Origin of the sequence: Streptomyces hokutonensis (assembly GCF_000376565.1) — a bacterium.
Taxonomy (GTDB): Bacteria; Actinomycetota; Actinomycetes; order Streptomycetales; family Streptomycetaceae; genus Streptomyces; species Streptomyces hokutonensis.
Genome location: NZ_BARG01000031.1, coordinates 256,155 through 277,364 on the forward strand (window position 1 = coordinate 256,155; position 21,210 = coordinate 277,364).

At 70.7% G+C, this 21,210-nt stretch carries 22 protein-coding genes; 12 read left to right on the plus strand and 10 right to left on the minus strand.

What is annotated here, in order from left to right; translation table 11 throughout:
* The first annotated feature begins 93 nt into the window (after positions 1 to 93).
* Positions 94 to 1,023: an AraC family transcriptional regulator gene (locus SSP08S_RS18720; protein ID WP_019069145.1), complete on the plus strand. Its 930-nt coding sequence runs from the start codon at positions 94 to 96 to the stop codon at positions 1,021 to 1,023.
* Here the strand turns inward: SSP08S_RS18720 and SSP08S_RS18725 are convergent.
* Positions 1,013 to 1,300 carry a DUF1905 domain-containing protein gene (locus SSP08S_RS18725; RefSeq protein WP_019069146.1) on the minus strand — a complete coding sequence of 96 codons (288 nt, stop codon included), beginning with the start codon at positions 1,298 to 1,300 and terminating at the stop codon, positions 1,013 to 1,015. The genes SSP08S_RS18720 and SSP08S_RS18725 overlap by 11 nt on opposite strands.
* Positions 1,301 to 1,375: 75 nt before the next feature.
* Entirely contained in the window at positions 1,376 to 1,756 is a 381-nt protein-coding gene (locus tag SSP08S_RS18730) for a nuclear transport factor 2 family protein (protein ID WP_019069147.1), read from the minus strand.
* Positions 1,757 to 2,126: 370 nt separating this feature from the next.
* Between SSP08S_RS18730 and SSP08S_RS18735 the strand changes: the two genes are divergently transcribed.
* The 4 genes from SSP08S_RS18735 to SSP08S_RS18750 all read left to right on the plus strand — a co-directional run bounded on the left by SSP08S_RS18735 (position 2,127) and on the right by SSP08S_RS18750 (position 6,483).
* Positions 2,127 to 2,537 (plus strand): hypothetical protein, encoded by a 411-nt coding sequence (locus tag SSP08S_RS18735; protein WP_026178618.1) that lies wholly within the window; start codon positions 2,127 to 2,129, stop codon positions 2,535 to 2,537.
* A gap of 72 nt (positions 2,538 to 2,609) precedes the next feature.
* Positions 2,610 to 4,985: an FHA domain-containing protein gene (locus SSP08S_RS18740; protein ID WP_026178619.1), complete on the plus strand. Its 2,376-nt coding sequence runs from the start codon at positions 2,610 to 2,612 to the stop codon at positions 4,983 to 4,985.
* Between the two features lie 9 nt (positions 4,986 to 4,994).
* A complete protein-coding gene (locus SSP08S_RS18745) occupies positions 4,995 to 5,543 on the plus strand; it encodes a hypothetical protein (RefSeq protein WP_019069150.1) in 549 nt (182 codons plus the stop codon).
* The gene (locus SSP08S_RS18750; protein WP_019069151.1) at positions 5,533 to 6,483 is read left to right on the plus strand and encodes a serine/threonine-protein kinase; all 951 of its coding nucleotides are present in this window, start codon (positions 5,533 to 5,535) and stop codon (positions 6,481 to 6,483) included. Before SSP08S_RS18745 ends, SSP08S_RS18750 begins: the two co-directional genes overlap by 11 nt.
* A 55-nt stretch (positions 6,484 to 6,538) precedes the next feature.
* On the opposite strand, the gene SSP08S_RS18755 is transcribed toward SSP08S_RS18750, so the two are convergent.
* Together SSP08S_RS18755 and SSP08S_RS18760 are read right to left on the minus strand one after the other, a co-directional pair.
* On the minus strand, positions 6,539 to 6,958 hold the full coding sequence (locus tag SSP08S_RS18755; RefSeq protein ID WP_019069152.1) for a nuclear transport factor 2 family protein: 420 nt from the start codon (positions 6,956 to 6,958) through the stop codon (positions 6,539 to 6,541).
* Positions 6,959 to 6,989: 31 nt separating this feature from the next.
* Positions 6,990 to 8,279, minus strand: a complete 1,290-nt coding sequence (locus tag SSP08S_RS18760) for a streptophobe family protein (protein WP_019069153.1) — start codon at positions 8,277 to 8,279, stop codon at positions 6,990 to 6,992.
* A gap of 162 nt (positions 8,280 to 8,441) precedes the next feature.
* Here SSP08S_RS18760 and SSP08S_RS18765 point away from each other — a divergent pair, with 162 nt between their 5' ends.
* Both SSP08S_RS18765 and SSP08S_RS18770 read left to right on the plus strand, forming a co-directional pair.
* Positions 8,442 to 9,695, plus strand: coding sequence for a DUF6777 domain-containing protein (locus SSP08S_RS18765; protein ID WP_174479395.1), 1,254 nt, complete (start codon positions 8,442 to 8,444; stop codon positions 9,693 to 9,695).
* A gap of 81 nt (positions 9,696 to 9,776) precedes the next feature.
* The gene (locus SSP08S_RS18770) at positions 9,777 to 10,229 is read left to right on the plus strand and encodes an ATP-binding protein (RefSeq protein ID WP_019069155.1); all 453 of its coding nucleotides are present in this window, start codon (positions 9,777 to 9,779) and stop codon (positions 10,227 to 10,229) included.
* Here the strand turns inward: SSP08S_RS18770 and SSP08S_RS18775 are convergent.
* Positions 10,226 to 11,005 (minus strand): class I SAM-dependent methyltransferase, encoded by a 780-nt coding sequence (locus SSP08S_RS18775; RefSeq protein ID WP_019069156.1) that lies wholly within the window; start codon positions 11,003 to 11,005, stop codon positions 10,226 to 10,228. The genes SSP08S_RS18770 and SSP08S_RS18775 overlap by 4 nt on opposite strands.
* Before the next feature lie 87 nt (positions 11,006 to 11,092).
* Between SSP08S_RS18775 and SSP08S_RS18780 the strand changes: the two genes are divergently transcribed.
* Complete coding sequence (locus SSP08S_RS18780; RefSeq protein WP_026178621.1) at positions 11,093 to 11,482, plus strand: helix-turn-helix domain-containing protein; 390 nt, start codon at positions 11,093 to 11,095, stop codon at positions 11,480 to 11,482.
* Positions 11,483 to 11,491: 9 nt separating this feature from the next.
* On the opposite strand, the gene SSP08S_RS18785 is transcribed toward SSP08S_RS18780, so the two are convergent.
* The 3 genes from SSP08S_RS18785 to SSP08S_RS18795 form a co-directional block, all read right to left on the minus strand.
* Positions 11,492 to 12,094, minus strand: a complete 603-nt coding sequence (locus tag SSP08S_RS18785; protein ID WP_019069158.1) for a ClpP family protease — start codon at positions 12,092 to 12,094, stop codon at positions 11,492 to 11,494.
* A 1-nt stretch (position 12,095) separates the two neighbouring features.
* Positions 12,096 to 12,749 (minus strand): ATP-dependent Clp protease proteolytic subunit, encoded by a 654-nt coding sequence (locus SSP08S_RS18790; protein WP_019069159.1) that lies wholly within the window; start codon positions 12,747 to 12,749, stop codon positions 12,096 to 12,098.
* A gap of 123 nt (positions 12,750 to 12,872) precedes the next feature.
* A complete protein-coding gene (locus SSP08S_RS18795; protein WP_019069160.1) occupies positions 12,873 to 14,081 on the minus strand; it encodes an epoxide hydrolase family protein in 1,209 nt (402 codons plus the stop codon).
* Between the two features lie 133 nt (positions 14,082 to 14,214).
* Between SSP08S_RS18795 and SSP08S_RS18800 the strand changes: the two genes are divergently transcribed.
* The gene (locus SSP08S_RS18800) at positions 14,215 to 14,697 is read left to right on the plus strand and encodes a VOC family protein (protein WP_026178622.1); all 483 of its coding nucleotides are present in this window, start codon (positions 14,215 to 14,217) and stop codon (positions 14,695 to 14,697) included.
* An 11-nt stretch (positions 14,698 to 14,708) separates the two neighbouring features.
* On the opposite strand, the gene SSP08S_RS18805 is transcribed toward SSP08S_RS18800, so the two are convergent.
* Together SSP08S_RS18805 and SSP08S_RS18810 are read right to left on the minus strand one after the other, a co-directional pair.
* On the minus strand, positions 14,709 to 17,237 hold the full coding sequence (locus SSP08S_RS18805; protein WP_019069162.1) for a glycoside hydrolase family 127 protein: 2,529 nt from the start codon (positions 17,235 to 17,237) through the stop codon (positions 14,709 to 14,711).
* A gap of 178 nt (positions 17,238 to 17,415) precedes the next feature.
* Positions 17,416 to 18,174: an ABC transporter ATP-binding protein gene (locus SSP08S_RS18810; RefSeq protein ID WP_026178623.1), complete on the minus strand. Its 759-nt coding sequence runs from the start codon at positions 18,172 to 18,174 to the stop codon at positions 17,416 to 17,418.
* Positions 18,175 to 18,330: 156 nt separating this feature from the next.
* Between SSP08S_RS18810 and SSP08S_RS18815 the strand changes: the two genes are divergently transcribed.
* From SSP08S_RS18815 to SSP08S_RS18825, 3 genes are all read left to right on the plus strand, one after another.
* The gene (locus SSP08S_RS18815) at positions 18,331 to 19,365 is read left to right on the plus strand and encodes an ABC transporter substrate-binding protein (protein WP_019069164.1); all 1,035 of its coding nucleotides are present in this window, start codon (positions 18,331 to 18,333) and stop codon (positions 19,363 to 19,365) included.
* A 5-nt stretch (positions 19,366 to 19,370) separates the two neighbouring features.
* A complete protein-coding gene (locus tag SSP08S_RS18820; RefSeq protein ID WP_245607910.1) occupies positions 19,371 to 20,171 on the plus strand; it encodes a class I SAM-dependent methyltransferase in 801 nt (266 codons plus the stop codon).
* A 95-nt stretch (positions 20,172 to 20,266) separates the two neighbouring features.
* Positions 20,267 to 21,124: an ABC transporter permease gene (locus tag SSP08S_RS18825; RefSeq protein ID WP_019069166.1), complete on the plus strand. Its 858-nt coding sequence runs from the start codon at positions 20,267 to 20,269 to the stop codon at positions 21,122 to 21,124.
* Positions 21,125 to 21,210: the final 86 nt, after the last annotated feature.

Sequence of the window (21,210 nt, forward strand, 5' to 3'; positions counted from 1 at the left end):
CCTCGTCAGCTTGAGCTGGTGAGACCACCGTAGGCAGCCGGATCCGTACGATGAATACTTGAGAATCCGCATTACTTGCGTGATAGTTCGAGCATGACCGTGGATCCCCTGTCCGACGCCCTCGCCGTCGCCGACGCCCGCAGCGTGTTCTCCGGCGGGTTCACGGCCGGCGGCGACTGGGCCATCCAGCTGCGCGGACGCGACCGGCTGAAGGTGAACGCCGTGGTGCAGGGCGGCTGCCTGCTGGTCCGGGACGACGGCGGCGAACCCCTGCGGCTCGCCGAGGGGGACGTCGTGATCTCCGACGGCGGACAGCCGTACACGTTGTGCAGCCGGCCCGGTGTCGAGCCGACCGATTCCGACGACGTCGTGATGGACCCGGAGACGCGGATGGGCCGCCTCGGGCAGGGCGAGGCGGTGGACGTCGCCTGCGTGTCCGGGCACATCGACCTGAGCCGCGACCGCGGCGACCTGCTGCGCCGGGCGCTGCCGGAGCTGGTCCACGTCCGGGCCGACTCGCCCGAGGCCGGTGTACTGCGGTGGCTCATCGGGCAGTTGGCGGCCGAGATGCGGACCCGCCGGGCGGGCGTCGAGTTCGTGTCGGCGCAGCTCGCCCAGCTGATGTTCGTGCAGGTGCTGCGAGTGTGCCTGGCCGAGTCGGACGGGCTGCCGCCCGGCTGGCTGCGCGCCCTCGCCGACGAACGGCTCGCCCCGGCGCTGCGCCTGATGCACGGCGACCCGGCCCACCCCTGGCAGCTGGAGGAACTGGCCCGGGCGGCGGCGATGTCCCGCACCACGTTCGCCGTACGGTTCAAGGAGGCGGCCGGGGTGCCGCCCCTGACGTACCTGCTGAACTGGCGCATGAACCTCGCCGCCCGGGCCCTCCGCCAGGACACCGCCCCGGTCGGCGCCCTCGCCCGGTCCGTCGGCTACACCTCCGAGAGCGCCTTCAGCAACGCCTTCAAACGCGCGGTCGGGGTGGCACCGAGGCGGTACCGCGAAGAGGCCCTGGCTAGGAACTGAGCCGTTCTTCGAGCCGTACGGTCACCCGGTCGCCCTCGCCTTTCGCGATGGCCTTGCGGAGATCGGCTTTCACGGGCAGTTTGTGGGTGCCGTCCCCGAGAGCCATGAAGGAGCTGCGGAAAGGGTGACCGTCGATCGTGCCGCGCACCTTCACCAGACCGCGAGTGCCGAAGAACGCGACGGACTCGGGCCAGACGAGATAGGTCCAGCCGGCGTCGTTCGGGCTTTTGATCAATACGGCGGTGAATTCCTCGTTCAACGGGGTGCCGGGGCTCATGATGTCCTCCGCTCGGAGTGGCCTGTCGTACGAAAGACCACCCCGGGCGGGAGAACTCATCGCGGACACCGGCTCTCAGGCCCCGGGCACCCGGTCGAGGAAGCCGAGCACGGAGCGGATACGGCCGTCCGCGTCCAGGGTGATCACGTCGAAGCCGGCGACGGGGGCCGAGCCGTCGGCCTCGCTCACCAACTCCCAGGAGAAGCGGGCGGTGTCGTGGTGCCCGTCGACCGTCCCGAGGGGGCGGAAGGCGAACCCCGGGAACTGGGCGTGCGCCCCGGCGATCAGTCCGGCGATCTCCGTGTGGCCGGTGACTGTCGCCAATGGGTCGGTATAAGTACCCTCGACGGACCAGGCGGCGGCCACCGCCTTCGTCAGCGCCTCCGGCTCGCCCGCGTTCCAGGCCTCGAAGTAGCGGGCGACGGCATTCTCGTAGCGATCGGTGTTCTCGGACATGGTGAATCAGCCTCCGTCGAGGTCGTTCGTACTGGTCAGGGCCCGGATCCCGATGCGTGCCGACCCGGTGGTTCCACCATGCCGGGGGCCGCGCGGAAGGTCGATTACCCCTCGGGTAATGGCGGTCGGAGAACACCGCAAAAGGGATCCCGAAGCTTTTCGGCCATAAGAGGCTGTGAATATGCCAAGAGACTGGCTAAAAAGTCGTGGTGACAGTGTTTCAGGAGTGAACATACTCGTCTGCTAGGGCACCACTTCACGATGCGAATCCGCCATCGTGCGCACCACCTGAGCCACCCGAGCCGCCAGCCAGAGCCGCATGGAAAGCGAGGCCCGACCGGCAATCGAGACACGCGACGGGGGAGTGATCGTGCACGACGAATTCCTGTGCCATGTCACCGCGTACGGTACCTGCGGCGGACAGCGCGTCGGTGTGCCCCTGGGCACCTACCGCGCTCCCACACTGGCACTCGCCCTGTGGTGGTTACGGGACCGCGCGGTGTGGATGGCCGACCGGCTCGACCCGCAGCCGGAGAACCCGCGCTTCCCCCGGGGTGCGCTGGTACCGGTCGCCGACACCGCGCCCGACGTGCCCAAGGCGTTACGCACCTGGGCCCGAGACGTCGGTCATCAGGAGCAGGTCGCCTACGAGTTGGCGGCCGGCCGGCTGGTGCAGATCGCCATCAGCGACGAGACCACCGAGTACGAGCTGCTCGCCGAATCGGTGGACGCCCTCCGTATGCAGCGGACCGTTCCCGCACTCGTCGTCCCTGTCGCCTGACACGTGTCGCCCGTCGGGCACCCCTGACCGCTGGCCGGGCGCACGGGTGAACGAATCGGTAGAATTCGGGGCATGCCGGAGCGTCCGATGGCGCCGACCGCGCCCGAACTCCTCCTGGAGACGGAGTCGGGCTCCACGGTCATGACCCCCAGCCGCGACTACCACGTGGGCCGCGACCCGCTGAGCGACATCGTCATCGACGACGCCCGGGTCTCCTGGCACCACGCGGTACTGCGCCCCGATGCCGACCACTGGACGCTGGAGGACGAACACAGCACGAACGGCACCTACGCCGACGGCCGCCGCGTCCAGCAGTGGGGCGTCGGCCCCGGCAGCGTGATCCGCTTCGGCAGCGCGGCCGACGGCCCGTGCTTCACCCTCGCCGACCGCCCCGCCCCGGCCCCGGAACGCCCCTCGGCCGTGTCCATGCCCGCCTTCACCGGCACCTTCCGGCAGCCGACCACCGTACGGCCGCTCCCCGCCCTCCCCCACTCTCGGCTTCGCTCGAGCGGGGGGACCCCCATGCTCCGCATCGGCCGGGCCGCCGACAACGACCTCGTCGTCGACGACCTGATCGTCTCCCGCCGCCACGCCGAACTCCGGGCCATGCCGGACGGGACGTACGAGATCGTCGACGTCGGCAGCCACAACGGCACCTACCTCAACGGCCAGCCCGTCACCCGCGCCCCCATGGGTCCGGGCGACATCGTCGGCATCGGCCACTCCGCGTTCTGTCTCGTCGGCGACCAGCTGCAGGAGTACGTCGACACCGGCGAGGTCTCCCTCGACGTCCAGGACCTCACCGTCGCCGTCGACCACGGCCGCAAGGTCCTCCTGGACCAGGTGTCGTTCCCGGTCGGCGAGAAATGCCTGCTCGCCGTCGTCGGACCCAGCGGCGCCGGCAAGTCCACCCTCCTCAACGCGCTCACCGGCCAGCGCCCCGCCGATCGCGGCACCGTCCTCTACGACGGCCGTGACCTCTACCGCGACTACGCCGAACTCCGCCAGCGCATCGGCCTGGTCCCGCAGGACGACATCCTGCACGCCCAGCTGACCGTGCACAGCGCGCTGTCCTACGCGGCCGAACTGCGCTTCCCGCAGGACACGGCGAAGGCCGAGCGGCAGGCCCGGGTCGAGGAGGTCGTCCGCGAACTGGGCCTCCAGCAGCGGGCCGAGCAGCCCGTGCACAGCCTCTCCGGCGGCCAGCGCAAGCGGGTCAGCGTGGCCCTGGAGCTGCTGACCAAACCGTCGCTGCTCTTCCTCGACGAACCGACCTCCGGCCTCGACCCCGGCATGGACCGCTCGGTGATGCACATGCTCCGCGGCCTCGCCGACGACGGCCGCACCGTCATCGTCGTCACCCACAGCGTCCTCAGCCTCGACGTCTGCGACCGCCTCCTGGTGCTCGCGCCCGGCGGTAGGGTCGCCTACTACGGGCCGCCCGGGGACGCCCTGGCGTTCTTCGGCTTCGAGCACTGGCCGGAGGCCTTCGAGTCCTTCGAACGGGATCAGGACCGGGACTGGGCGGGGGAGTTCAGGGAATCCCCCTTCCAACGCCAGTACATCCGCAACTCCACCGCGCAGCCCCATCTGCTCGGCTCGGGTCCCGTCGCAGTGGCGCCACCGCCCAGGCCCCGCAGCCGCAGCGCCCAACTCGGCACCCTCGTACGGCGTTACGCCGCCGCCCTCGCCGCCGACCGGACCTTCCTCGCCATCATGATCGCGCTGCCGTTCGTGATGGGCGCGATGGCCCGCGCGCTCGCCGGGAGCACCCTGACGCGGGAGACGGCGATGAACGCGCTGCTCATCCTCTGCGTCGGCGGAGTCCTGACCGGCGCGGCCAACGCCGTGCGCGAACTCGTCAAGGAACGCGCGATCTACCGGCGCGAGAGAGCCGTCGGCCTGTCCAGATCGGCGTATCTGCTTTCCAAGGTCGTCGTGCTCGGCGCGATCACCGTGGCACAGGCCGTGGTGCTCACCCTGGTCGGCCTCTTCGGCGTCGATCTCAACGCGCCCCGTGGAAAAGGGGTGTTGATGCCGCCCCTGATCGAAATCACCGTGGCCGTGGCCCTGTTGGCGTTCACGGCGATGATGCTCGGCCTGCTGGTCTCCGCGCTGGTGCGCAAGGAGGAGGTGACGATGCCGTTGCTCGTGCTGCTCGCCATCGTCCAAGTGGTGTTCTGCGGCGCCCTGTTGAAACTGCACGGCGTACCCGGCCTGGAACAGCTCTCCTGGCTCGTGCCCTCGCGCTGGGCGCTCGGCGGGATGGCCGGCACCATCGGGCTGGCCCGCATCGTGCCGGGCGAACTGACCGGCGATCCGCTGTTCCGGCACTCGGCGGGGGCCTGGCTGCTCAACATGGGCATGCTGGTCGTGCTGTCGCTGCTCTTCGGCTTCCTGGTGTCCCGGCTGCTGCGCCGGCACGAACCCGCCGTGATGCGGAAATAGGGCGCCCCGATGACGACCACCCCCGGCTTCCGGCCCACGCATGTCGTCCCCGAACACGGGATGCCCGCCTGGGAGGCCCCGGACCCCGCCCGCCCCACCGTGCCCCTCGACGCGCTGCTCCCCGTGCAGCTCCTCGAACGGCGCGGCGACTGGGCCCACACCCTGTGCTCCAACGGCTGGTCCGCCTGGGTCGACGGCCGCCACCTCATCTCCGTCTCCCAGGACCCGCCCGCCGCCGGCGCCCCGCAGGCCCGTACCGCCGACCCGCGCCCGCTCCTCGCCCGCGCCGAACAGGCCCTCGCCCGCTACCGCAGCGCCGTGGAGGAACTCGCGGGCGGCGGCCTCGACGGCGCGTCCTTCGAGACCCGCACCAAGGGCCTGCGCATCGGGGTGGTCGTCGACGGCGCCTCTGTCTGGCTCTACGACGCCGACCACGAACGCTGGGTCCACAGCGACGGCATCCGGCTCAGCACCTACGCCACCGACGACGGACCCCGCGCGGAACCGGCCGACCCCGGCCACGCCCCCACCCAGGTCGTGAGCCCCGATGGTCCGTGACGCGAGCCTCTTCTCCGGGCGCCCCTCCGAGCTGATCGGCCGGCAGATCGCCGGTTACCGCATCGAGGACGAGATCGGCCGCGGCGGCATGGCGGTCGTGTACCGCGCCCACGACCTGCGCCTGGACCGCACGGTCGCCCTGAAACTGCTCGCCCCGGAACTCGCCCGCAACGACACCTTCCGCAAACGCTTCACCCACGAGTCCCGGGTCGCCGCCGCGATCGACCACCCGCACATCGTGCCGGTCTTCGAGGCGGGCGAGACGGACGGCGTCCTGTACATCGCCATGCGCTACGTCTCCGGCAGCGACCTGCGCCATCTCCTGGACCGGGCGGGCCCGTTGGGGCTGTCGGCGGCCACGCGGATTGTCGGCCAGGTCGCTTCCGCGCTGGACGCCGCGCACGAACACGGGCTCGTCCACCGGGATGTGAAGCCCGGCAACATCCTCGTGGCGCGCGGCACCGATGACGATCATCCCGAGCATGTGTATCTGACCGACTTCGGTCTGACGAAGAAGTCCCTTTCGCTGACCGGGTTCACGACGGTCGGGCAGTTCGTCGGGACCCTCGACTACGTGGCTCCCGAGCAGATCTCCGGGCGGCCTGTCGACGGGCGCTGTGACGTGTACGGGCTCGCCTGCGTCGCCTACGAGACCCTCGCGGGGCGTCCGCCGTTCCGGCGGGACGACGACATGGCACTGCTGTGGGCGCACCAGTACGACATGCCTCCGGCGGTCACCGAGTCCCGTCCTGATCTGCCTGGGCATGTCGACGCCGTGTTCGCGAAGGCGTTGGCGAAGAGTCCGGACGATCGGTACGAGTCGTGCCTGGCGTTTGTGACGGAGTTGCGGGGTGGGGTTTCCGGGCATGTGGCGACGGAGGTGGATGTGGGGGTGGTTGCGCCGCCGGCGTGGGCTGTGCCGGTGTTCAGGGGGCGGTAACTGACGTACTTCGGCTGCGGGTCCGTTGTGGCTGGTCGCGCAGTTCCCCGCGCCCCTATCGGGGCGCTGTAGTGCCCGGCGTCAGCGGTGTCCGTCTTGCCGAAACCCTGCGATGGGAGATCCGCCAGCCGGTCCCCGTCCGCACCACCGTGTCCTCGTACGTCACCGAACCGCACGAGCCGTCCGTGCGGATGCCCAGGCCTTTTGAGCGGGTCCGGACTCCGCCCTCCGTCGAGTCCTCGATCACCACGTTCGTGACGTGATGGGCGACGGGGTTCCCATCTCCCAACGCCAAGGACGCGCCCACGAGTTCGGGGAGGCCGGTGACCGTGCCCTGGGCGAAGTCGGTGAGGTCGTATTCGACGTCCGGGGTGAACACCTCGTCCAGACGGTCCAGTTCGCCCTCGTCGACCAGGTGGCCGTGCAGTGCGATCAACTCCGTGATGGCCAGGCGGTCTTCGAGCGTCAGCGCCATGTCTGCCCTTTCCTCGGCTGGGCGCACACTCTCATGCCGGGCTCTTCGACTGCTCGGGGATTTCGATCTCGCCGTGGCGGCGTACCGGCTTGGCCAGCAGTGCGCCCAGGAAGCCCGCGATCAGTCCCCAGAGTGCCGCGAGCCCCACCGCCGACCACAGCTCGGGCTTCAGGAAGAGGTCGCCGGAGAGGCCGCCGCCCACGTCGCCGATGCCTAGGAGGGAGAGGCCGTAGTGGGCGGAGATGCGGCCGACGAGGCAGATCATCAGGACCGCGAGGGCGAAGGCGACCGCCAGGTGGACGGCGTGCTGCCAGGCGCGGGTGTGGGCCGGGGAGCGGGCGGCCATCAGGAACGCGGCGGACAGGAGCAGGACCGCGTTCACGACCAGGAGCCACCACACCCTGCCGTCGAGGGCGGCGATGGAGTGCAGGTTGAGGGTGGAGATGTCCGGGGTGCGCAGGACCTCGTCCAGGAGGTGGGGCATGGGCAGGCCGAAGGGACCGTCGACCCGGCCGTTCCAGGTGGCGCCCAGGCCGATCGTGAGGGTGAGCCAGACGAGGTTCGGCATGCCGAGCAGGATCAGGGCGAAGGTCTGGGTGACGTTCCCGCGTGTCGCCGCGGTGAGCAGGGCGACGACGACGCCGAGCGCGACGTAGGCCAGGAGCAGGGCCACCACGGCGTACGCGGCCGGGCGGACGGACGCGTGGAAGCGCAGCAGCGCCGCCGGGAGCGGTGCGCCCGGCGACACCAGGAGGGCCAGCACCAGTACCCCGGCCAGCCACAGCAGGCCGAACAGCACCGTCTGCGGTACGTCCGCCTCGAAACCGACCTCGGGTGAGGCGCCGATCAGGTCGCCGATGTCGCCGAGAGTCCCGCTGCCGAGGGAGATCGAGAACTTCTGGCGCGCGCCGAGGGCCAGTCCGATCAGGCCGAGCAGCCACAGGACGGCGATACGGGCGGCCCAGCCCGCCAGCTCCGCGGCCGAGGCGACCGCGCGGTGCCGCAGGGGCCGTAGGAACGCGGCAGCGGTGGCCAGGGCGCCGGCCAGGGTCACGGAGAGGGGGATGACCGTCAGGCCCGCCTTTGTGTCGGCGAGGGCGCCCGCGTTTCCGGAGAGCTTCACCGTGCCGCCGACGGCCGTCACCACGGTCGCCGTGACGACCCGGGGGAACGCGCCGTCCGGGAGATCCGTCGCGCCCGCCGCCCACAGGCCCAGCGCGGCGACCACGCCCATGGTGAGCAGCCCGGCCAGCACCGTGCTCAGGGCCTGGACCCAGCCGTGGCGGGCGATTGCCTGGTCGGAGGGGGTTTGGGGGGTCACGCCTGCCACGCTAAGCAGCGTCGGGGGAGCGCGCCCGCCGGGAGGGCCGTCCGCGTCGGCTTGCGGGCGGACGGGGACCGGAGCACACAATGGGTTCGTTGTGGATAAAGCGGCATGAATCATGACCAATGCCGCTGAAAACCGCGTCGGGAAGAAGAACTCGTGAGCGTCGAACCTCCGTCTTCAGGCCGCCCCATCGGACCGCCCTCCGGCCCGCTGTCGGGACCCTCCCAGCCGCCTTCGGGCCCGCCCTCGCAGCCCTCGGGCAGCGGTGGCGCGGGTGCGCCGGAGCCGCACCGCCCCTGGTGGAAGTCGGTGCCACGCGTCGCGATCCTCACCGCGGTCGTGGTGGCCGCCGTGGTGCTGGGCCTCGTCTTCACCCGCTCCGACGGCGGCTCGACCAAGAGCGCGAGCAAGGGCGAGGTCTTTCTGCAGGCCGCGGCCAAGACAGGTCCGGAGCCGTTCACGGAGTCCACGGCGAGCGAGAGTTCCGCCCTGCCCGTCTCCTCCTCACCGACCGCCTCGGAACCGGCGAACGCCGTGCGCGGTGTCGACGGCGGTGCCCCCGGCCTCTACGGCGGCACCCAGAACGTCGCCAGCTGTGACGTGGAGAAGCAGATCAAGGCCCTTCAGGCGAACCCGGCGAAGAACAAGGCGTTCGCGTCCGTCGTCGGCGTCCAGCCCGCCGGAGTCCCCGCCTATCTGAGGTCGCTGACCCCCGTACAGCTGCGCATGGACACCCGCGTCACCAACCACGGCTACCGCGACGGCGCCGCGACCAGCTACCAGGCCGTCCTCCAGGCCGGCACCGCCGTCCTCGTCGACAGCCACGGCGTGCCCCGTGTCCGCTGCGCCTGCGGCAACCCGCTCTCCCCGCCCGTCGCCCAGCAGACCACCCCGAAGCCGACCGGCGACACCTGGTCGTCGTACCGGCCGCAGAACGTCGTGGTCGTCACGCCCGCACCGCAGGTCATCAACATCTTCGTGATCTACGACCCGCACAACGGGCACTGGTTCGGCCGCCACCACGGCGACACGGGCCGGCACGACCACCGCACCCCGCCGCCGCTGAACCCGGCCAGCCCCTCGGTGACCGTGTCTCCGCCGACCTCGCCGTCCTCCAACTCCCCGTCGGCGTGCGCCTCCACGTCCCCCGGCACGCCGGGTACGCCCGGCGCGTCCACGAGCCCGTGCCCGCCGACGTCGAGCTCTCCGTCCGCCCCGTCCTCGTCGTCCCCGAGTTCGGAATCGCCGTCCTCCGAGCCGCCCTCGACCGAGTCGTCGGCAGCCTCGTCGGCCTCGTCCTCGGCGCCCGAATCGGGCGCCTCCAGCGCTACGACGACCTCCGCGTCGGCCTCGGTGTCGAGCTTCAGCGCGCCGGTTTCCCCGGGGACGAGTTCACCGTCACTCTCGTAGGTGGACTGCCCGGCGTGGGGCTGGGTACGAGCACTGGTGCGACAGCAACAAGGCCGGCGCCCGCCTTCGAGAGAGACACGCATGATCGACCACCGGGACGGGGTAGTGATACCGACTCGTTTCGACGTGCCCGTGGAACCGCTGAGGCGGGCGGCGCACTACACCGGGGAACCGGGCTGCATCTCCGATGCCCGGCATTTCACCCACCAGTTCCTGGAGCAGCTCAGAACGGAGTGGTGCGCCACGATCGACGACCGGTCCGAAGGCGAACTGCTGCTGGTGGTGAGCGAGTTGGTCACCAACGCGGACCGGCACAGCAACGGCCCGTACATCCTGGAACTGGAGGGCACGGACGCGTCGGTGACGGTGTCCGTCTGCGACAGCAGCGTCGCCCTGCCCCGGCTCTTCGCCCGCGACCCCGAGCGGATCGGCCGGCACGGCCTGGAGATCGTGAACGCCCTGGCCGCCCGCGTGACGGTAGAACGGGTACCGGTCGGCAAGCAGGTCAGGGCCGTGGTGGAGCTGAGCGGTTAGGTCCCGGTGCGGGTGGCCGTGATCAGTTCGTGGAAGTACCGCTTGGTGATCCGGCCGCCGTGCCGTGTCTCCAGCAGCTCCCGGAGACAGGCCAGGAGGCCCCGACGTGAGGGCTCGTCCATGGCCAGATGGCCCGAGTAGGTGAGCACGACGTCGAGGTACTCGTCGGTCGTGTACGTGATCTCCTGGGCACCGCGCCACACCGTGACGTCCGCGAAGTGCTCGGAGCGCTCGAACTCCCCGGTGTCCGTGGCCGTTTCGTCCTCGGTGGGACTCCGGAAGCCGGGCTGGGTGGCCGGGTCCCAGCGTTCGTAGCAGCGCTGCATCCGGTCGAAGAACTCCTGGGTGCCGCCCGCCACATGGTGCGTGGTGACGACGGCGAGCCGCCCGCCGGGGCGCAGGGCGGACGCCGCCTTCGCCAGGAACATCGCGGGATCGAACCAGTGGAACGCCGTCGCGATCGCCACCAGGTCGAAGGGCTCGTCCGGCAGTTCCCAGCGTTCGAAGTCCGCCACCTGCACGTCGACCCGGGGGAACGCGCTCAGGTTGCGCCGCGCCACCGCCGCCAGGGACGGCCCCAGCTCCACGGCGGTGAGCCGACAGCCGAACTCGGCCAGCGGGACCGTGAGTTGACCGGTCCCGGGGGCGATCTCCAGCACCCGGCTGTCCGGGCCGAGGTCCGCCAGCCGGGCCAGTTCCGCCACGAGAGGGCGCGGATACCGGGGCCGGGCCCGGTCGTACCGCTCGGCCGCACCGTCGAACGTGTCGCGCAGCACTGTTCCCGCACCCTTCGGATCGCCGATTCCACCCAGGGCAGAATGCTGATCCCTTGCCCTGGCGTCCAGCGCTTTTAGTCTGAGGGGGTGAGCAACCAAGCGCCGAACCAAGCCCGCGTGATCCCCCTGCGCCCGCACGAGCCGGCCCCCCACCTGCCGGAGCCCACGGTTCCCGCGCCCAAGGAACCCCTGTGGCGTGACCTGGTAGGTGACGTTCTACGACGTGAACGCCTCGCCCAGGAACGCACGTTGAAGGATGTGGCCGACGCCGCCCGGATCTCCATGCCGTATCTCTCGGAGGTGGAGCGGGGCCGCAAGGAGGCCTCCTCGGAGGTCCTCGCGGCCGCCGCCCACGCCCTCGGTCTCGACCTCGGCGACCTGCTGTCGCTGACGCAGAACGAGTTCACCCAGTTCCGCAACAGGCGCCAGGGCAGGGTGACTTCGCCGTACAACGGGCTGTGCCTGGTCGCCGCCTGACGGAGTCGGTCAGACCGCGACGAGGCGTCGGCTGACCACCTCGTCGGCGAGGCCGTACGCCACGGCCTCCGGCGCGGTGAACACCTTGTCGCGGTCCATGTCGGCGCGCAGTGTCGGGATGTCGTGGTGCGTGTGCCGCGACAGCACCTCCTCCACCTGGGAGCGGATCCGCACCATCTCCTTGGCCTGGAGCGCGAGATCGGAGACCATGCCGCGCTGTCCGCCGCTGGCCGGCTGGCCGAGCAGCACACGCGCGTGCTCCAGCACGAACCGCCGTCCCGGGTCGCCGCCCGCGAGGAGTACGGCCGCCGTCGAAGCCGCCTGACCGACGCAGAACGTCGAGATGGGGGCCTGCACGTACGTCATGGTGTCGTAGATCGCCATGAGCGAAGTGAACGAGCCGCCGGGCGAGTTGATGTAGATCGCGATCTCGCTCTCCGGGGACGACGACTCCAGATGGAGGAGTTGCGCGATGACGACATTGGCCACCCCGTCGTCGATCTCGGTGCCGAGGAAGATGATCCGCTCGGACAGCAGCCTGCTGAACACGTCGTAGGAGCGTTCACCCTGCGGAGTGCGCTCGACGACGTTCGGAATCGTGTATGTCCCCATGTCAGAGCCCCATCCGTCGCTTGGAGGCGGCCGGGCGGACGTCGGCCAGGGAGGCGACGACCCGGTCCACCATGCCGTACTCCTTGGCCTGTTCGGCCGTGAACCAGCGGTCGCGGTCGCCGTCGCGGGAGATGGTCTCCTCGCTCTGCCCGGTGTGCTCGGCGGTGAGGCGTTCGATGGTCTTCTTCGTGTGCTCCAGGTTCTCCGCCTGGATCTCGATGTCGGCGGTGGTGCCGCCGATGCCGGCCGACGGCTGGTGCATCATGACCCGCGCGTGGGGAAGGGCGTAGCGCTTGCCGGGTGTGCCGACGGTCAGCAGGAACTGGCCCATGCTCGCCGCGAAGCCCATCGCCAGCGTCGAGACGTCGTTCGGGATCAGCTGCATCGTGTCGTAGATCGCGAGGCCCGCCGTCACCGAGCCGCCGGGGCTGTTGACGTACAGGCTGATGTCCGTGCGCGGGTCCTCCGCGGACAGGATCAGGAGCTGGGCGCAGACCCGGTTCGCGGAGACCTCGTCGACCTGGGTGCCGAGGAGGACGATCCGCTGGGCGAGGAGCTGTGCGGCCAGGTGGTCGTCGAAGCGGGAGGGCGGGGTGTCGCCCTCCTCGGCGCGCGGCATGAGGGCCGGTGCGAAGCCGGCCGTGAGTGAAGACATCGGCACTCCTTGTCGAGGCTCTGTGGTGTCTCCACTGTCGGCCGGTAGGCGCCCGAACTGCGGGTTTCTAGGCTCGTAGCAGATTCGCCGTGGGCAGAGCCGCCGGCCGGTCCCACCCTCCGCTCACTCCGAGCCCTTTTCGCGCAGCTGCCGGAAGAAGGCCCGTACGTCCTCGGCCAGCAGGTCCGGCTCCTCCATGGCGGCGAAGTGGCCGCCCCGGTCGAGCTTGGTCCAGCGGACGATGTTGTCGGTGCGCTCGGCCTTGTGCCGGAGCGGGATCTGGATCTCGGCCGGGAAGAGGGCGAGCGCGGTGGGGGCGGTGGACGGGAGGGTGGGCGCGGCGGCCCGGGCGCCGGTGGAGTGGGCCCGCTCGTAGTAGATCCGGGCGGCCGAACCGGCGGTCCCCGTCAGCCAGTACAGCATCACGTCGGTGAGCAGCCGGTCCCGGTCCACGGCCTCCTCGGGCAGTTCCTCCGAGTCGGTCCACTCCCTGAACTTCTCGACGATCCAGGCGAGTTGACCGACCGGCGAGTCCGCGAGGGCGTACGCCAGGGTCTGCGGGCGGGTGGAGTGCAGGACGGCGTACCCGGTGCCCTCGCGCGACCAGGCGGTCCAGCGGCGCCAGGACTCCAGGGCGTCCGCCCGCTCCTCCGGGTCGAGCGCGTCCAACTCCTCGGGGGTGGGCTCGGTGAGGGCCTGGGCGCCCGGCAGCAGGTTGAGGTGGACGCCGACGACCCGGTCGGGGTGGGCGCGGCCCAGCTCGCGGGAGATCGCCGCGCCCCAGTCGCCGCCCTGCGCGCCGAACCGCTCGTAGCCGAGGCGGTGCATCAGCTCGGCCCAGGCGTCGGCGATGCGGCCCGCCTCCCAGCCGGTGTCGGCCGGGGGCCCGGACAGGCCGAAGCCCGGGATGCTCGGCACGACCACGTGGAAGGCGTCGGCCGGGTCGCCGCCGTGGGCCGCCGGATCGGTCAACAGGCCCACGATGTCGACGAATTCGACGATCGAACCCGGCCAGCCGTGGGTGATGATCAGCGGGGTGGCGTCCGGTTCCGGGGAGCGGATGTGCGCGAAGTGGACGTTCGACCCGTCGATGGTGGTCGTGAACTGCGGCCATGCGTTCAGCTCGGCCTCGGCCGCCCGCCAGTCGTACTCGTGCCGCCAGTACCGCACCAGCTCCCGCAGATAGTCCGCCGGCACGCCGTACGCCCAGCCCGTGCCGGGCAGCTCGTCGGGCCAGCGGACGCGGTCGAGCCGGGCGTGCAGATCGTCGAGGTCGGCCTGCGGGATGTCGATACGGAACGGGTGGACGCTGTCTGCCTGCGGATACGTCATGGAGAGCGAGCCTAGTTCCGGGCGGCGGATGGGCCACCTGGATTATCCGGCCGCCCGACCGATGAGTTTCGGGGTGACGATCGGTCGATACAGATGACCGTGTTCGACGCCCCAGGAGCCCATGGAGGAACGCATGACCACCGACGGATTCACCACATGTCTCTGGTTCGACGGCCAGGCCGAGGAAGCCGCCCACCTGTACGTGTCGATCTTCAAGAACTCCAGCATCGGCCGTATCAGCCACTACGGCGAGGGTGCCCAGCAGCCGGCGGGCTCGGTGCTCACCGTCGAGTTCACGGCCTTCGGGCAGAAGTTCGTCGCGCTGAACGGCGGCCCGATGTTCAAGTTCACCGAGGCGGTCTCCTTCCAGATCCCGTGCGAGAACCAGGAGGACATCGACTACTACTGGGCCAAGCTGCTCGAAGGCGGCGGCGAGCCCGGCCCGTGCGGCTGGCTCAAGGACAAGTACGGCCTGTCCTGGCAGGTCGTCCCCACCCGGCTGATCGACATGATCACCGACCCGGACCCCGCGAAGGTCGCCCGTGCGACGGAGTCCTTCATGGCGATGGGCAAGTTCGACCTCGCCGCGCTGGAGAAGGCCTTCGCGGGGGAGTGACCCGGCTACGGCTACGTCGGTCGCGCCAGCGTCGCCACCTCGGCGGCGCTCAGCGCCCTGCCGTAGACCCGGAAGCCGTCGACCGCGCCCTTCAGGTACGGGTCGGCGTACTGCGACCGGCCGATGTATCCGGCCCGGACGTGGTTGCCGAAGCGGCGCGGCTCCACGGTGACGGCCGCTTTCCGGCCGGCTTCCGCGCCGTCCACGTACAGGACGGCGGTCCCGTCGCCGTAGGCCACCGCCACGTGCACCCAGCGGTCGGTCGGCAGCGGCTCGGCGTCGATGCGCTGCTCGGCGCCCGCCCCGCCCGCGGTGATCGCGTACCGCAGGGTGCCGTCACCGCTCAGCGGGGTCAGGAACATGTTGGCGGTGACGCCGGTACCGAGGTCGAAGATCCGGCTCCAGGTGCCGGGCCGACCGTCCAGCCGGACCCACGTGGCGAGCGAGTACGCCGACGCACCCGCCAACAGGTCCTCGGCGAGGGCGACATGACCGTCGACGCCGTCCAGGGCGACCGCGCCACCGATCCTGCCGTCCGCCAACCATTCCGCTCCGCCGACCAGTTGGGCCGTACGGCCGTTGCCCGTCGCGTCGGACGCGGCCGTGCCCGAGGTCTCGTCGAAGCGGTGCCAGGCGGCGAACTCCGGGGGAGGGGGCGGGGGTTCGCCGGTCAGCCAGTACACCGAGTAGTGCTGGTGGTGGACGCGGGCGATCGGCAGCAGGGTCACGTCCGTGTCGTCCGCGCGGGCGGTGAAGCGCAGCGGGTCCGACGACAACTGCCGTACGGAGTCGACGTCCAGGCGTGAAAGCCAGGGATCGGCCCGGTCGCCGAACGTGCCGGCCAGCACCACCGGACCGTGCAGCACGGCCTGTACATCGGGGTCGTCGGGGGTCGGCTCCACGACCGTACGCATCGGCAGGGACACCTCGACCCGGTCGCCCGCGCGCCAGGTCCGCTCCAGGGTGAGCCAGCTGCCCGGCTTCGGACGGTCGGGCAGCGCATGGCCGTTGAGGGCGGCGCGGGCGCCGGAGGCCCAGGACGGGACACGGACGCGCAGCCGGTGTGAGGCCCGCCCTGCGGTGACCGTCAGGGTGGTGGTGGAGCGGTCGGGGAAGCCGGTGGTCTGCCGCCAGGTGATGCCCCGCTCGCGCCAGACGACCTGGGACGGCACGAACAGGTTGACCAGCAGGGCGTGTTCGTCGTGCGTGTAGATCGTGTCGGCGAACTTGGCCTGGGTCTCCATGCCGGTGCCGTGGTCGCAGGAGAAGTTGTCGTAGTCCGTGGAGTACACGTCCGGATCCGCGCCCATGAAGGACGGCTGGCGCTTGAACGAGCCCGGCGCCAGGCCGGTGTAGTAGATGTTGAAGCCGTGCTCGGAGTCCGGGTCCTGCTCGCCCAACAGCTGGTTGAACAGGGCCCGTTCGTAGAAGTCGAGCAGCTCGACGCGGTCCGGGGTGTGGAAGTGCAGCAGCCGGGTCAGCTTCAGCATGTTGTAGCTGTTGCAGTTCTCGCAGGTGTTGTCCGACAACTGCCCTGCCACGACGTCCGGTTCGTGGAAGGCCTCGCCGTTGCTGTTGCCGCCGATGACGTACGTGTGGTGGCCGGTGACGATCTCCCAGAAGTTCGCGGCGATCGTGCGGTACCGCTCGGGCAGCCCCTCCTCCCACAGCCGCAGCGCGCCGACCATCTTCGGGATCTGCGTGTTGGCGTGCAGCCCGGCGAGCCGGTCCTCGCCCAGTGCCAGCGGGTCGAACACCCGGGCGTGGGTGAAGCGTTCGGCGACATCGAGCCAGGCGGTGTTCCCGGTGAGGGCGTGCAGATCGGCGAGCACGTCGTTCATCCCGCCGAACTCGGTCTCCAGCACCCGCTGCATCTGCTCGTACGACAGCCCCGCGGTGCGCGCGTCGACCCAGCGCGCCTGCCGCAGCACCACGTCGAGGGCCTGCTCGTTCCCGGTCAGCCGGTACTGCTCGACCAGCCCCGCCATGATCTTGTGGATCGTGTAGTACGGCGCCCACACCCCGGTCCCGGCCTCCAGCCGGTCGAAGAAACTCTCGGGGAACGCGGACAGATAGCCGGTGCGGAAACCGGCGGCGGGCGAGGCCGCCTGACACTTCGCCAGTTCGGCGACGAGGGTCCGGCCCTTGTCGCGCAGGACCGTGTCACCGGTGTTGGCGTACGCGAGCGCGAGTCCGGAGAGCAGATGGCCGGTGGAGTGGCCGCGCAGTTCCACGTCGGGCCCCTCCCAGCCGCCGCAGGGCTGCGCGCTGCTGGGCAGGCGGACGTTGGTGCGGAAGGTGTGCAGCAGCCGGTCGAGGTCGACGAAGCGCAGATAGGCCGAGTTGCGGCGCTGGTTGTCCCGGAACGGGCTGTCCAGCAGGGTCACGGCGGTGAGCGGGAAGGGGCGGACCGCGGTGGGTCCGTCGGCGGCGCGGTCCGTGGCAGCGTACGCCGTGCCGTCCGTGCCGGTGAGGGTGAGGGCGGCCGAGGTGGCACCTGCGGCCGCGAGCAACTGACGTCTGCCCAGGGGTGGGGTCATCACCAATGTCCTTCGCATGTCGAGGAGGTGGGAGTCGGGCGGTGGTGTCCCTCCACCGCTCCACTCCGGTTCGAAATCCCGAAGGTCGTGCGACATGCTGTGCGCTGGACACGCTAGGCGCCCGCTGTGTGATGTCAACAGGGCGTGGAGGGACGGCAGTTGACGATGGGGCTGGGCCTCAGGTGTCGCTGTCCAGCAGCAGCGCGTGCAACTCGGCGGCCCGCCGGGCCAGTTGCTCCGCCTGCTCGGCCCTGGCGCGGGTGCGCGGCCGGGGGAGCGTGATGTCGAGGACCGTACGGATCCGGCCGGGGCGGGGCGTGAGCACCACCACCCGGTCGGCCAGCATGACCGCCTCGTCGACGGAGTGGGTGACGAGGACGACGGTGGACGGATGCTCGCGGTGCGTGCGCTGCAACTCGGCGCACAACTCGTCCCGGGTGAGCGCGTCGAGCGCCGAGAACGGCTCGTCCATCAGCAGCACCCGGGGCCGCTGCATCAGCGACCGGCACAGCGCCACCCGCTGCTGCATCCCGCCGGACAGCTCGTGCGGCAGGCGCCGCTGGAAGCCGTCGAGGCCCATCGCCTCGATCAGTCCCAGCGCCCGTTTCCGCGAGCCGTCGCGCCGGTCGCCCGAGATCTCCGCAGGCAGCAGCACATTGTCCAGCACCGACCGCCACGGCAGCAGCGCCGGCCGCTGGAAGAGGACGGCGCAGTCGGGGCGCGGCCCGGTGACGGCACGGCCGCCCATGAGGACCTCGCCCCGGGTCGGCACCGCCAGTCCGGCGATCAGCCGCAGCAGCGTCGACTTCCCGCAGCCGGAACGCCCGACGACCGCCACGAACTCACCGTCACCGGCCTCCAGATCGATGCCCTGAAGCGCTTCGACACGGCCGCGCCGATGCGCGAACTCCTTGGACACGCCCCGTAATTGGATCACGCGTCGACTCCCGTCGGCCGCCGTGCGCGGAATACCGAAAATCGCTCTGCTGGATTGTGACATGCACGCGTACGATTTGCCGGATCGCGACCCCGGCGACAAACCCCCCACCGACTTCTGCCGTTCCCCCCCCCATTCCCGCTCAGGGGAGGTCGCATGATCCGCTCACCCCGTACGGCGACGGTTTTCTGCGCGGCGGCCACACTGCTGGCCGCCGCTGCCTGTGGCTCCAACTCGCCTTCGAAGAGCACGAGTTCGGCCAAGGACAAGGTCACCTACGTCACCGCGTTCGGCGCGGCGGGACGGGACGCCTTCGCCTGGGTGGCCGAGCAGAAGGGCTATTTCCGGCAGGCCGGAATCGACGTGCAGATCGAACTAGGAAAGGCGACCGGCGAGAACCTCAAGACCCTAGCCTCCGGGAAAGCCCAGTTCACCAGTCTCGACCTGACGGGCGCGATGATTTCCGCCGGAGCCAAGAACTCCACGGCCTATCGCGACTTCCGCGCGGTGCTCGCCATCCACCAGCGCACTCTCGTCTCCATCATGGCGGTGCAGGGCTCGGGCATCAGCAGCCCCAAGGACCTCACCGGCAAGAAGATCGCCGCCGCCGCCAACTCCGTGAACCAGCTGCTGTTCCCCGGCTACGCCAAGCTGGCCGGCATCGACACCGCCGGAATCCACTGGATCGCCGTCCAGCCCGTCCAGCTGGGCCCGGCCCTCGCGAGCGGAAAGGCCGACGCGCTCAGCACGTTCCTGATCGGCCGCCCCACCATCGAGAAGGCCACCGTGCAGGCCAGGTCGAAGCACGTCGTCGTGTTCCCCTACAGCACCTATCTGCCCGACCTGTTCGGCAACGCGACGGTCACCACGGCCACCATCGCCACCAAGCAGCCGGACCTGGTCAAGCGCTTCCGCACCGCCCTGCTCAAGGGGCTGAAGTACACGATCCAACACCCCGACGAGGCAGGGAAGTTGCTGCACGCCAAGCACCCGGAGACGGATGCCGCGGCGGCCACCCAGGAGATCAAGCTGATGACACCCGCGGTCACGGCCGAGGGCACCGCGAACATCGGTGTGATCACCGAGGCGCGGATGCAGGGCGCTCTCACCAGCCTGGAGAAGGCCGGGGTCATCCAGCCGGGGACGACACCGCAGGACGTCGTCGACTTCGCCGCCATGAAGTCGAGTTGACGGCCGTGGAGACCCCGCTCTCGTACGTCTTCGACAACGACCATCCCGAGGCCGCCGACCGACACGGTCAACTCCCCGCGATCCTCGACGAGTTCACGATCGCACGACTCTCCTCCCTGGGTGACCTGAGCGGCCTGCGCTGCCTGGAGACCGGCGCCGGGGGCGGCAGCGTCGCCGACTGGCTCGCCCGCGCGACCGGACCTTCCGGCCGGGTGCTGGCCACCGACGTCAACACCCGCCATCTGCCGCCGAATCCGCCGTACGACGTGCTGGTGCACGACCTGGAGAAGGACCCGGTGCCGGACGGACCCTGGGACGTGATCCACGCCCGGCTGGTGCTGCTGCACCTGCCCGGGCGGGAGGCCGTGCTCCGGAGGCTCGCGGCAGCCCTCGCGCCCGGCGGCGCGCTGGTGCTGGAGGACTTCGAGACGACCTTCCGCAAGCTGGTCCTCGCGGCCCCCACCCCGCAGGCTGCCCAACTGGTCGACCTCTACCACGAGTTGCTCGTCGAACGCGTCCTGCCCGCCCACGGCAACGACCCCACCTGGGCCGGACGGGTGCCCGCCGCCATGCTGGAGGCCGGCCTGACCGACGTGGACACCGCGATCCACTCCCGCTCCTGGCCGGGCGGCACCGCGGGCGCGCTGCTGATCGCCGCGAACATCGCGCAGGCACGCGAGGACTTCCTCGCGGCCGGCCTGACGGAGACCCAACTCGCCGAGCTGGACCGGCTGGTGGCCGACCCCCGGCTGCTGGTGCGCGGCCACTTCACCTACTCGACCATCGGCCGCAGGCCCTCGGTGTGAAACGCGTTCGGGCAGCGCGGGCCTCCGGTCTGAGACACGCGCCGGCAGCGCGGGCCTCCGGGGCGAAAGGGGTTCCGGGGGAGCGAGCCCCTGGCGTGAAACGGGTTCCGGAGGCACAGCCCCCTGCTGCGGAACGCGTTCCGGCAGCGCAGCCTCCCGGCGGGAGACCCGTCCCGGCAGCGCGGATCCCCGGCGCGAGACGCCTCCTGTCGGCGGGCTCGCCGGTCCTCGCGGCCGTATGCGCGCTCGCCGCGTGGTGGCTGGCGACCGACGTCTTCGACATCCGTCCCTTCCTGCTGCCCGCGCCCCCCGACGTCGTCGACGCCTTCACCCGGCTGCCCGGCTATCTGCTCCGCCAGACCTGGCAGACGTTCACCGAGACGGCCGTCGGTTTCGGCCTGGCCGTCGGCGCGGGACTCGTGACCGCCGTGCTGCTCACCGCGTCCCGGGGCGTGGAGCGTGCGGTGATGCCGCTGCTGGTCGCCGTGAACGCCGTACCGAAGATCGCGGTGGCACCGCTCCTCGTGGTGTGGCTCGGCTTCGGCGCGGCCCCGAAGGTGTTCATGGTGGCGCTGCTCGCCTGGTTCCCGGTGGTGGTGTCGACGATGGCGGGACTGACGTCCGTCCCCCTGGAACTGACCGAGCTGGCCCACTCCCTCACCGCGTCCCGCTGGCAGACCTACCGCAAGCTCCGCATCCCCTGGGCCCTGCCGCAGGTCTTCACCGGCCTGCGCCTCGGCGTCACCCTCGCCGTCGTGGGCGCGGTCGTCGGTGAGTTCGCGGGCGGCGACCAGGGACTCGGCTACGTCATCGTGGCCTCCGGCGGCAACGCCGACACGCCTCTCGCGTTCGCCGCGATGGCCCTGCTCAGCGCCATGAGTGTGCTGCTCTTCTACGCGGTCGTCCTCGCGGAGCGGGCACTGCTGCCCTGGGCCCGCGAGACCACCGGCTGAGCGACCCCTGCGCGACGCCTCCCGGTAACCAGTGCGTTTCGGACGTTAATTTCCGCGCCCAAAGGGTTGGCGGGAAACCATCCCCT